At 60.3% G+C, this 11771-nt stretch carries 11 protein-coding genes; 10 read left to right on the top strand and 1 reads right to left on the bottom strand.

Annotated features, from left to right (window positions below; all coding sequences use genetic code 11):
- Nucleotides 1–18 precede the first annotated feature (18 nt).
- From tldD to F7P80_RS08180, 3 genes are all read left to right on the top strand, one after another.
- The gene (tldD, locus tag F7P80_RS08170; protein ID WP_054067558.1) at nucleotides 19–1479 is read left to right on the top strand and encodes a metalloprotease TldD; all 1461 of its coding nucleotides are present in this window, start codon (nucleotides 19–21) and stop codon (nucleotides 1477–1479) included.
- Nucleotides 1480–1795: 316 nt separating this feature from the next.
- Nucleotides 1796–2950 (top strand): 3-deoxy-7-phosphoheptulonate synthase, encoded by a 1155-nt coding sequence (locus F7P80_RS08175; RefSeq protein ID WP_054067478.1) that lies wholly within the window; start codon nucleotides 1796–1798, stop codon nucleotides 2948–2950.
- A 215-nt stretch (nucleotides 2951–3165) separates the two neighbouring features.
- Complete coding sequence (locus tag F7P80_RS08180; RefSeq protein WP_054067477.1) at nucleotides 3166–3477, top strand: hypothetical protein; 312 nt, start codon at nucleotides 3166–3168, stop codon at nucleotides 3475–3477.
- Between the two features lie 66 nt (nucleotides 3478–3543).
- Here F7P80_RS08180 and mpl read toward each other — a convergent pair whose 3' ends face one another.
- Nucleotides 3544–4947, bottom strand: coding sequence for a UDP-N-acetylmuramate:L-alanyl-gamma-D-glutamyl-meso-diaminopimelate ligase (gene mpl / locus F7P80_RS08185; RefSeq protein ID WP_054067476.1), 1404 nt, complete (start codon nucleotides 4945–4947; stop codon nucleotides 3544–3546).
- A gap of 265 nt (nucleotides 4948–5212) precedes the next feature.
- On the opposite strand from mpl, the gene F7P80_RS08190 reads away from it, so the two are divergent.
- The 7 genes from F7P80_RS08190 (at nucleotide 5213) to F7P80_RS08220 (ending at nucleotide 11729) form a co-directional block, all read left to right on the top strand.
- Entirely contained in the window at nucleotides 5213–5815 is a 603-nt protein-coding gene (locus tag F7P80_RS08190) for a hypothetical protein (protein ID WP_151043895.1), read from the top strand.
- Nucleotides 5812–6360, top strand: a complete 549-nt coding sequence (locus F7P80_RS08195; protein ID WP_054067474.1) for a TlpA family protein disulfide reductase — start codon at nucleotides 5812–5814, stop codon at nucleotides 6358–6360. The genes F7P80_RS08190 and F7P80_RS08195 overlap by 4 nt, the downstream gene beginning before the upstream one ends.
- Before the next feature lie 136 nt (nucleotides 6361–6496).
- Complete coding sequence (gene accB / locus F7P80_RS08200) at nucleotides 6497–6964, top strand: acetyl-CoA carboxylase biotin carboxyl carrier protein (RefSeq protein WP_054067473.1); 468 nt, start codon at nucleotides 6497–6499, stop codon at nucleotides 6962–6964.
- A gap of 86 nt (nucleotides 6965–7050) precedes the next feature.
- On the top strand, nucleotides 7051–8409 hold the full coding sequence (gene accC, locus F7P80_RS08205; protein ID WP_054067472.1) for an acetyl-CoA carboxylase biotin carboxylase subunit: 1359 nt from the start codon (nucleotides 7051–7053) through the stop codon (nucleotides 8407–8409).
- An 82-nt stretch (nucleotides 8410–8491) separates the two neighbouring features.
- Entirely contained in the window at nucleotides 8492–9382 is an 891-nt protein-coding gene (gene prmA / locus F7P80_RS08210; protein ID WP_054067471.1) for a 50S ribosomal protein L11 methyltransferase, read from the top strand.
- A 182-nt stretch (nucleotides 9383–9564) separates the two neighbouring features.
- Entirely contained in the window at nucleotides 9565–10797 is a 1233-nt protein-coding gene (locus F7P80_RS08215; protein ID WP_151043898.1) for a DUF3426 domain-containing protein, read from the top strand.
- Nucleotides 10798–10820: 23 nt separating this feature from the next.
- Complete coding sequence (locus tag F7P80_RS08220) at nucleotides 10821–11729, top strand: carbohydrate kinase family protein (protein WP_151043901.1); 909 nt, start codon at nucleotides 10821–10823, stop codon at nucleotides 11727–11729.
- Nucleotides 11730–11771 lie beyond the last annotated feature (42 nt).

Consider the following 11771-nt stretch of genomic DNA (forward strand, 5'->3'; position numbering starts at 1 on the left):
CTGCCTAAAATGCTTGCCATGATCTCTCGTGAACCCACCATCGAGCGCCTGGCCACGGCCCGGCAACTGCTGCTAGAGCCTTTTGGCCTGGATGAATCCCATCTGTCCCGTGCGCTGGCCGAAATCCGTGCACACCAGGTCGATGATGCCGACCTGTATTTCCAGTACACCCGCGCTGAGGGCTGGAGTCTGGAAGAAGGCATTGTCAAGACAGGTTCGTTCTCCATCGACCAGGGCGTGGGTGTGCGCGCGGTCAGCGGTGAAAAAACCGCTTTCGCGTATTCCGACGATATCTCCGAAGCTTCGCTGCTCGACGCTGCCCGCGCCGTGCGCGCCATCTCTGGCAGCCAGCAGCAGCGCAAGGTCAAGATTCCCAAGTCCACGATTGCGCCTTCGCGCAGCCTCTACCCCGGCGTGGACCCCATTGCCAGCATGAACAGCACCGAAAAGGTGGAGCTGCTCGGCAAGGTGGAAAAGCTGGCACGCGCCAAGGACCCTCGCATCGTGCAGGTGATGGCAGGGCTGGCCAGCGAATACGACGTGGTCATGGTCGCGCGTGCCGACGGCACACTGGCTGCGGACGTGCGCCCGCTGGTGCGTCTGTCGGTCACCGTGATCGCGGAGCAAAATGGCCGCCGTGAAGTGGGTTCGTCCGGCGGTGGTGGCCGTTTTGGTCTGGCTTACTTCAGCGATGAGCAGATCACCACCTATGTCAATGAAGCGGTGGAGCAGGCACTGGTGAATCTGGACTCGCGCCCAGCCCCTGCGGGCGAGATGACCGTGGTGCTTGGCCCCGGCTGGCCCGGTGTGCTGCTGCACGAAGCCGTGGGTCACGGTCTGGAAGGTGACTTCAACCGCAAGGGCTCCAGCGCTTTCAGCGGTCGTATTGGCGAGCGCGTGGCCGCCAAGGGCGTCACCATTCTGGACGATGGCACGCTGGCAGACCGCCGTGGCTCGCTTAATGTGGACGACGAAGGCTGCCCCACACAGGCCAATGTGCTGATTGAGGACGGCATCCTGAAGGGCTATATGCAGGACGCGCTCAATGCCCGTCTGATGGGTGTCAAGCCTACGGGCAACGGCCGCCGTGAAAGCTATGCCCATCTGCCCATGCCCCGCATGACCAACACCTACATGCTCGGCGGTGACAAGTATCCACAGGAAATCGTGGCCTCCATCAAGAAGGGCCTGTACGCGACCAACTTCGGCGGCGGTCAGGTGGACATTACCAGCGGCAAGTTTGTGTTCTCTGCCAGCCAGGCCTACTGGGTGGAAAACGGCAAGATCCAGTACCCCGTCAAGGGCGCGACCCTGGTGGGCAATGGCCCTGAGTGCATGAAGAAAGTTAGCCTGATTGGCAACGACATGCGCCTGGACAGCGGCGTGGGTACCTGTGGCAAGGAAGGCCAGAGCGTGCCTGTGGGCGTGGGGCAGCCCACCATGCGCATCGATGGCTTGACCGTAGGTGGTACTGCGTAATTGCTAAAGATTTGCAGGTTTTTTGCCTGAAAATCAAAAAAGGCTGATTTATTGCGTTGAATCAGCCTTTTTTTATGCTGGATTTGAAGTTTTCTTGTTTTTAAGGTGGCTGGCTTGCATTGCGAGGCAGGCATTCCGGTGTTAAAGTCACCCGCTATGCAAGTTCGTAGCGCTTTCTATTTCTACTTTTGGTTCTCGGTCCCAGGCGGATGAGAGGCAATAGCTCGCGCACACGAACAAACCCTCTTCAAAGAACCGCCGAAGCTGAAAAGCCCGGCGGTTTTTTTATACCTCATCACTTTTTACAGAGGCAGATATGACAGCACATGAATATGGCGAAGCTTGGTATCGCAGCTCGGTCAACCAGAAAACAGGACAAACCGATGACGAACGCATCCAGGAAATTACCGTGCTGCCTCCACCCGAACACCTTATTCGTTTCTTTCCCATCCAGAACACCCCTTCCGAGCGCCTGATCAGTGATACGCGCCGCACCATCGGCAACATCATGCATGGCCGTGGTGACGACCGTCTGCTGGTGATCGTGGGCCCTTGCTCTATCCATGACCCAGCTGCTGCCCTGGACTATGCCCGCCGCCTGGCCGATGTGCGTGAGCAGTACAAGGACACGCTGGAAGTGGTGATGCGCGTGTACTTCGAAAAGCCTCGCACCACCGTGGGCTGGAAGGGTCTGATCAACGACCCCTACCTGGACGGCAGCTACCGCATTGACGAGGGCCTGCGCATTGCGCGCCAGCTGCTCATCGACATCAACCGCCTGGGCGTGCCAGCGGCCAGCGAGTTCCTGGACGTGATCTCGCCCCAGTACATTGGTGACCTGATCAGCTGGGGGGCCATTGGTGCCCGTACCACCGAAAGCCAGGTGCACCGCGAGCTGGCCTCTGGCATTTCGGCTCCCATCGGTTTCAAGAACGGCACGGACGGCAATATCCGCATTGCTACGGATGCTATCCAGTCCGCCAGCAAGGGGCACCACTTCCTGTCCGTGCACAAAAACGGTCAGGTGGCCATTGTGCATACCAAGGGCAATCAGGACTGCCACGTCATTTTGCGCGGCGGCAAGACACCGAACTACGACGCTGCCAGCGTTGCCACTGCCTGTGCCGATCTGGAGAAGGCCGGCCTGTACCCCAGCCTGATGGTGGACTGCAGCCATGCTAATAGCCTCAAGCAGCACGAGCGCCAGAAGGATGTGGCAGCCGACATCGCCCAGCAGATTGCCGGTGGTTCGCAGCAGATCTTTGGTGTGATGCTGGAAAGCCATCTGGTGGCCGGTGCACAGAAGTTCACGCCAGGCCAGGACGATGTGTGCAAGCTGCAATATGGCCAGAGCATCACCGATGCCTGCATCGGCTGGAACGACACACTGGATGTGCTGGAGCAGCTGTCGCAGGCCGTGCAGACACGCCGCACGCTGGTGGATGCAGCAGCACCTCAGATGGTGGCTTAAGCGGTGGTGCAAGCGGGCGACTCAGCCCGCTGGGGCTAGCAAATGTCTTTGGGCTGACTTTTGCCTCCAGGGCTTGTCAGTACAGCGTTGCTAGCTCTTATTTTTTCACTGTGTTTTGTGGCATTTCAGGTACAAACACGCTTAACTTTGCGGTGGGCTGTCGCTAAGCTGTAGCCATCATTGCACCAGGTTGCCAGTCACCAGAAAGGCCAGAAATGATCAGTGAAGTCATTGTGAAATGGAGCGCCGAACAGGAGTTTCGTGCCAATGTGGACAAGCTTGCCCCCATGGGCAATGAAGAGGCCCGCCGCTGGCTTGATGAGCAGTTCACCTCACTCGATGGCGAGCCCCTGCGTCCCAGTGGCAAAGTCTTGCTGGCAGACAAGGTGCTGGTCGTGGCGCGGGAAGCTGGCGTGGGCCGTCTTTCAGACGAAACCTGGTTCCATGCCTATGCGCGTGCGGCACATGCGGTGCTGGCCCGCCCGCTGATCAAGGTGGATGTGCCAGCCATGACCGTGAGCTACTGACGCTTTGCTTCACCCGCAAAAAAGCCGACTGAAATTTCAGTCGGCTTTTTTGTTGCCTGTTGAGCCTCAGCGTGTGCCGAAATGTGCCTGCAGTGCGGCCAGCAGCTTGCCGTGGATGCCGCCAAAGCCACCATTGCTCATGCAGACGATGTGGTCGCCCGGGCGTACCTGGGCCATGACCTGCTGCACCACGGTATCGACCGAGTCGGCCGTCCAGGCCGCATCACCCAGCGCCTCCAGGGCTTCGGCAGCATTCCAGTCCAGACCTGCGGTGTGGCAGAAGGCCAGATCGGCTTCCTTGAGCGACCAGGGCAGCTGCGCCTTCATGGTGCCCAGCTTCATGGTGTTGCTGCGAGGCTCGAACACGGCCAGGATGCGCTGGCTCTGGCCCACGCGCTGGCGCAGACCGTCCAGCGTAGTGCGAATGGCTGTGGGGTGGTGGGCAAAGTCGTCATAGACGTGGATATTGGCCACGGTGCCGCGCAGTTCCATGCGGCGCTTGACGTTCTGGAAGCGGCTCAGGGCCTCCGCAGCCACCGCAGGCGCTACGCCCACATGCTCGGCTGCTGCAATGGCAGCCAGTGCATTGAGCTGGTTGTGCTCGCCACTCAAGGCCCACTCCACGCGGCCCACTTTTTTGCCTTGCTGCAGCACGTCAAAGGCATGGTGTTCGCCTTGGGCGGTAAAGTCGCTCACGGCAGCGCCAAAGCTGCGCTGCTCGCTCCAGCAGCCTTGGTGCAGCACACGGGCCAGCGATTCTTCCAGCCCGTTGAATACCACACGACCTGTTGCAGGCACGGTGCGCACCAGGTGGTGGAACTGGCGCTCAATGGCGGCCAGGTCCGGGAAGATGTCGGCGTGGTCAAACTCCAGATTGTTCAGCACCGCCGTGCGGGGGCGGTAGTGCACAAACTTGCTGCGTTTGTCGAAGAAGGCCGTGTCATATTCATCGGCCTCGATCACAAACAGTGAGCGTTCCTGCTCTGGCGCTTTCTGGCCCAGACGGGCAGACACGCCAAAGTCCAGCGGCACGCCGCCGACCAGAAAACCGGGTGTGAGCTGAGCGCATTCCAGAATCCATGCCAGCATGGAGGTGGTCGTGGTCTTGCCATGGGTGCCAGCCACGGCCAGCACATGGCGGCCCTGCAGCACATGTTCGCTCAGCCACTGGGGGCCGCTGGTGTAGGGCAGGCCCTGGTCGAGGATGGCTTCCATCAACGGGAACTTGGGGCTGCCATCGGCCAGGTGTGCGCGGCTGACCACATTGCCAATGACGAACATGTCGGGCTGGAGGGTCAGCTGCTCCGTGCCATAGCCTTCGATCAGTTCAATGCCCAGGGCCTGCAGCTGGTCGCTCATGGGAGGGTAGACCCCCGCGTCACAACCGGTGACCTTATGACCCGCTTCGCGTGCCAGCGCGGCGACACCGCCCATGAAGGTGCCGCAAATGCCCAAGATATGAATATGCATGGTCAGGGATTCTAAGTCGGCGCCTGAGGCGCTTTGTGGGGCTGCACAGGGGGGATTGCAAGCGTTTGTCCCAAGTTGCTTTCAAAAAAGAAGCTGCTGGTGCTTGAAATACCTTGTTTTCAGAACTATAGCTATCTGAAATCAAGTATTTGCGTGCGCTAGCAGCTCTTTTTATAAGAGCATATGGTGGTCTACGAGTCCGTCTGGTTCGGAGGCTTGCTGGTATTTCCCATAATGGCGGCTTGTCCGTCCCTGAGGTTTCTCCATGTATCCAACTTCTGCCGCCCAGGAAATTGCCCAGACCGCTGCCCGCATGGTGGTGGAAGAGGGGCTGGAATGGGGCGCTGCCAAGCGCCGTGCCGTCAAGCAGCTAGGTTTGCCTGCGCGCACGCCGCTGCCGGACAACGATGCGCTGGAGGCCGCCGTGCGCGAATACATCGACATTTTCTGCCCAGACACCCAGCCCCAGGAGCTGCGCGCGCTGCGTGAACTGGCGCTGGTGTGGATGGAGCGCCTGCAGGAATTTCGCCCCCATCTGGCGGGCGCTGTCTGGCGCGGTACGGCCACACGCATGTCAGATATCTATATTGGCCTGTTCTGTGATGACTCCAAGTCGGCCGAGATCGCGCTGATCAACCATAACGTGCAGTATGACGTGACCCAGGTCACGGGCTTCAACGGCGAGGCCGTGGATGCACTGAGCATCAGCAGCCTGTGCAAGCCACTGGGCGAAACCGTAGGCGTGCATCTGATGGTGTATGACTATGACGATCTGCGGGGTGCCCTCAAGTCCGACGGCCAGGGCCGCACCCAGCGTGGTGATATTGAAGCGCTGCGCAAGCTGCTGGCGCAGGAGGAGACGCAATGAAGGCAGACAAAAGCATGCAGCGCCGCCATTGGCTGATGGGCGGTGTGGCGCTGGCTGCCGTGGCGGGTGGTGGCATCTATGCCTGGCAGGCCACGCGTGACATGCGCAGCAATGACGAGGCGGTCGATGCCTTCTGGGCACTGCAGCTGCAGCAGCCCGATGGGCAGATGCTGGCCTTGCAAAGCCTGCGCGGACGGCCTTTGCTGGTGAATTTCTGGGCCACCTGGTGCCCGCCCTGCGTGCGAGAGCTGCCCATGCTGGACCGCTTTGCCCAGGAGCAGGCACAGCGTGGCAGTCAGGGCGTGCAAATGCTGGGGCTGGCGGTAGACCAGGCCGCATCGGTGCAGCGCTGGCTGCAGCGCCAGCCTTTGTCTTTCCCCGTAGCGCTGACCGGCACCGGTGGTGTGACGCTGACGCGCAGCCTGGGCAATATCAACGGAGGCCTTCCCTTCAGTCTGCTATTTGACGGGCAAGGTCGGCTTCAACAGCGTAAAATCGGCGAACTTTCACCGCAGGATCTGCAGCAATGGGCCGCACAGGTCTAGGCAGAACAGGGGCTGATGTACAGCGCCACGTCAAAAAACCTCGGCGAAGTTATTGAAAAATGTTTGGGAATGCGCGCAGAAGGCCGAAATTGGGGTAAATTCGCGGCCTCATTTAGTTTTAGCCGTTGGAGCTTCCATGGATCTGCGTAAACTCAAGACCCTTATCGACTTGGTGTCCGAATCGAATGTATCGGAGCTGGAAATCACCGAGGCAGAGGGCAAAGTCCGCATCGTCAAGAGCGGTGGCAATGTGGTGCAGCAATTCGTTGCCGCCCCTGTGCAAGCTGCTCCCGCACCCGTGCAAGCCGCCGCTGCCCCTGCCGCTGCTGCAGCAGCTCCCGCAGAGTTGCCTGCGCCTGCCGCTGTGACCGGCCACCAGGTGAAGTCGCCCATGGTGGGTACGTTCTACCGTGCCTCCAGCCCTGGCGCCAAGCCCTTCATCGAAGTGGGCGACCAGGTCAAGGAAGGCGACACGCTGTGCATTATCGAAGCCATGAAGATCTTGAACGAGATCGAGGCTGACAAGTCCGGTACCGTGACTCGTATCCTGGCCGAAAACGGCCAAGCTGTGGAATACGGCCAACCGCTGTTCGTTATCGAGTGATATCTGCCCATGCCGGTGGCAGACCTGCCCCGGCAGGACAGATGAACGATTCGCCCCAGATGGGGCGGTGAACAACGAGGACCTCCATGTTTAAGAAAATTTTGGTTGCCAATCGGGGTGAAATCGCCCTGCGCATCCAGCGCGCTTGCCGCGAGATGGGCATCAAGGCCGTGATGGTCTACTCCGAGGCAGACCGTGATGCCAAGTACGTCAAGCTGGCCGATGAGGCCGTATGTATTGGCCCAGCACCATCGCCTCTGAGCTATCTGAACATGCCTGCCATCATTTCGGCGGCAGAAGTCACAGATGCAGAGGCCATCCACCCCGGCTACGGCTTCCTGTCTGAAAACGCAGACTTTGCCGAGCGTGTGGAACAAAGCGGCTTCAAGTTCATTGGCCCTACTGCCGAGTCCATCCGCATCATGGGTGACAAGGTGTCGGCCAAGCAGGCCATGATCAAGGCTGGCGTGCCCTGCGTGCCCGGTTCCGACGGCGAACTGCCTGACGATCCCACACAGATCAAGCGCATTGCCAAGGCCATTGGCTACCCTGTGATCATCAAGGCTGCAGGCGGCGGCGGTGGCCGTGGCATGCGCGTGGTGCACACCGAGGCTGCACTGATCAACGCCGTGCAGATGACCAAGGCAGAAGCTGGCGTCGCATTCGGCAATCCCGCGGTGTATATGGAGAAGTTCCTCCAGAACCCCCGTCACGTCGAAATTCAGGTGCTGTGTGACCAGCACAAGAACGGCGTGTATCTGGGCGAGCGTGACTGCTCCATGCAGCGTCGCCACCAGAAGGTGATTGAAGAGGCGCCTGCGCCTGGCATTCCACGCCGTCTGGTGGAAAAGGTGGGCGAGCGCTGCGTGGCTGCCTGCAAGAAGATCGGCTACCGTGGTGCGGGTACGTTTGAGTTCCTCTATGAAAACGGGGAGTTCTACTTCATTGAGATGAATACCCGCGTGCAGGTGGAGCACCCTGTGACCGAAATGATCACGGGCGTGGACATCGTGAAGACCCAGATCATGGTGGCTGCGGGCGAGAAACTGCCTTTCTCCCAGCGCGAGATCAACAACCGTCTGCATGGCCACGCCATCGAGTGCCGTATCAACGCGGAAGATCCCTACAACTTCATGCCTTCGCCCGGCCGTGTGACCATGTGGCACATGCCTGGTGGCCCCGGCGTGCGTGTGGACTCCCACGTGTACAACAACTACTTCGTGCCACCGAACTACGACTCCATGATCGGCAAGCTGATCGTGCACGGCGACACCCGCGAGCAGGCTCTGGCCCGTATGCGTACCGCCCTGTCGGAAGTGGTGATCGAAGGCATCAAGACCAATGTGCCTCTGCACCAGGACTTGATGGTTGACGCTGCCTTCGCTGAAGGTGGCACCAACATCCACTATCTGGAACACTGGCTGGAAAATCGCAAAAAGCGTTAATTTCCCGTCGGTCATGACCAGCCATGCTGGCCCTTGGAAACAAGGGCCAGCATTTCGTTTTTTAGCTTCAAGGAACAGCCTCATGCATGAGCTCAACCTAATGTGCCCCGAAGAGCGGGTGGAAGACGTGAGCGATGCGCTCGATGCACTGGATGCGCTGAGCGTGTCCGTGGAAGACATGGACGCACACACTGAGTCCGAGCAGCCATTGTTTGGTGAGCCCGGCATGCCTGTGCCCAAGGAAGGCTGGAACCGCAGCCGCATCGTGGCCTTGTTCCCTGATGAAGCTGCTGCGCAGCAGGCACAGGCCCTGCTGGTGCTGCAGGACTTTTTTGAAGGCTGCCAGGTGCTGGGCATCCGCGAAGTGGAGCAGCAGGACTGGGTGCGCCTGACTCAGTCGCAGTTCCAGCCGGTGGACATCACGCCTGAATTCTGGATCGTGCCTACCTGGCATGAACTGCCTGAAGCCGCCAAGGTCAGCATCCGTCTGGATCCCGGTCTGGCCTTTGGTACGGGCACTCACCCCACGACCCGCATGTGCCTGCGCTGGATTGCACGCCAGCCCAAGGGTGCGCTGGGCCGTACGCTGGACTATGGCTGTGGCTCGGGCATTCTGGCCATTGGTGCGGCCAAGTTCGGCGCGGTGGAAATTGACGCGGTGGACATCGACCCAGATGCCGTGACCTCGACGGAATTCAACGCACTGGCCAACCATGTGCAGCTCAATGCCGGTCTGCCCGACAAGGCCAAGGGCGAATACCAGACCGTGCTGGCCAATATCTTGGCAACACCGCTGAAGATGCTGGCGCCTTTGCTGGTCAGCCACGTGCAGCAAGGTGGCCATCTGGTGCTGGCAGGCATTCTGGAGCGCCAGGCCGATGAACTCAAAGAGGCCTATGCGCCTTACATCCAGCTGGAAGTGGCCGACAGCGAAGACGGCTGGATTCTGATGACAGCCCACAAGCAGTCATAGTCGCAGTGTCGTGAACGTGCCCACACCTGTGGGCAGGTGAACGGCCTGTGCCTACCAGCTTCTACAATCGACGCTCAATGAGCCTCACTACTTGCTGCCCTTCTTGCGGAACCCGATTTCGTGTGGTTGCCGACTAGCTGCGCATCTCCGATGGATGGGTGCGCTGTGGCCGCTGCCAGGAAGTGTTTGATGCCACGCAGGCACTGCAGGAAGTGGTGCCGCCCGCCACGCCTGTACCTCAGGGGAAGGTAGCAACGGAAGCGGCGCCAGCCGCGCAGCAGCCTGCAGAGATGCCAGCCAGCGCAGCGCCTGAGGCCAGCTATCCCTCGTTGAGCGAGGTACATGCCAAGCTCCGTCAGGCTGTAGAGCCAGAGCCAGAGCCAGAGCCAGAGCCAGAGCCAGAGCCAGAGCCAGAGCCAGAGCCAGAGCCAGAGCCAGAGCCAGAGCCAGAGCCAGAGCCTGCACCTGCACCTGCACCTGCACCTGCACCTGCACCTGCACCTGCACCTGCACCTGCACCTGCCGCGCAGGGCTATGAACTGCCTGTGCCGCCGGATGCGGCGGATGACATCTGGCTTGATGCACCGGTGCAGGACGCTCCCATTGCGCAGCGCATGCCAGGCCGTGCACCGCACGCTGCGCTGGAGCCACGCGAACCAAGGCTGGAACCTGAAGTGCCGCAGCCAGTGGTGCAGTCCGAACGGGAGGTGTTCTCGGGCGCAGCCCTGCCTGGTGAAGAGGCACAGGCCATGGACTGGGCGGATGCCTGGCAGGCCGGGAAGCAGGGCGCAGTGTCTGAAAGCGCTGACGAAACGCCAGTCGTTGAGGCAAGAGAGGCGGAGCAACAAACGCCAGAGGTACAGCAGACAGGCGATGAGCTGGATGCAGGTGATGCTCCCATCCCCAGCTTTGTGAAGCAGGCGCAGCGCAAGGCATGGTGGAACAAGCCTGCTGTGCGCTTTGTCATGGGTATGTTGCTGATCTTTTTGCCCTTGTCACTGGCCCTGCAGGTGGCCGTGCAGGAGCGCAATACGCTGGTGGCCTGGAAGCCGCAGTGGCGGCCAGCCTTTGAGAGCATGTGTCTGCTGCTGCGCTGTGAACTGGCACCTCGACGAGATATTGCATCGGTGGTGCTCACAGGCTCGTCTTTCCACCAGGAGGCGCAGGCACACCGCTACCAGCTGGGGCTGAGCATTCAGAACCAGGGTGCTCTGGCCGTGGCCACGCCCGCCGTAGAACTGACATTGACGGACACCCAGGACCAGGTACTGGTTCGCAAGGTGTTCACGCCCCAGGAAATCGGCGCCCCCGAGGAACTGGCGGCGCGCAGCGAGTGGAATGGCACATTGCCGCTGCAAACCCAAGGCCTGAACCTGCCGGTCTCCGGCTACCGGGTCATGGCTTTTTACCCCTGATTTTTTGCAAACAGAAAGTATCTATGTCCGCCCTGATTTGTGGCTCTCTGGCGTTTGACACCATCATGAGCTTTGAAGGCAAGTTCGCCAACCAGATCCTGCCCGAACAGCTACACATTCTGAATGTGTCCTTTCTTGTGCCTTCGCTGCGCCGCGATTTTGGTGGTTGTGCTGGCAATATCGCCTACAGCCTCAAGCTGCTGGGCGGCAAGCCGCTGCCCATGGCGACCGTGGGCGAGGACGGCGCAGCCTATCTGGCACGCCTGAAGTCGCTGGACATTGATACGCGCTTTGTGAAGCAGCTGGACGACAGCTACACCGCGCAGGCCATGATCATGACCGACAAGGACAACAACCAGATCACGGCCTTCCACCCCGGTGCCATGGCGGAAGCACATGTCAACGTCATCGACGGCAGCGAAGGTGCAGCCATCGGCATCGTCTCGCCCGACGGGCGCGACGCCATGATCCAGCACGCTGCGCAGTTCAAGGCGGCAGGCATTCCTTTTGTGTTTGACCCCGGCCAGGGCCTGCCCATGTTCAATGGGGAAGAACTGCTGGCTTTTGTGGCGCAGGCCACCTGGATCACCGTGAACGACTACGAGGGCAAGATGCTGTGCGACCGTACCGGCCTGGATCTGGCTGCACTGTCCATGAAGGTCAAGGGGCTGGTGGTGACGCTGGGTGAGCAGGGCTGTGAAGTCTGGGAGCAGGGCAGCAAGACGCTGGTGGCACCTGTGAAGGCCAAGGAAGTGGTAGATCCAACAGGCTGTGGCGATGCATGGCGTGGTGCGCTGCTCTATGGTCTGGAGCAGGGCTGGTCTTTGCCTAAGTGTGCTGCGCTGGGTAACCGCGTGGGCGCACTCAAGGTGGCCGCCAAGGGGCCTCAGAACTATGTGCTGGACTTTGATCCAGCGACTTTTGAAGCCTGATACGGTTCAGGCCACTGCATAAAAAAGGAAGCTTTGAGCTTC

The sequence above is a fragment of the Comamonas kerstersii genome, assembly GCF_008801935.1.
In the GTDB taxonomy this organism is placed as follows: Bacteria; Pseudomonadota; Gammaproteobacteria; order Burkholderiales; family Burkholderiaceae_C; genus Comamonas; species Comamonas kerstersii.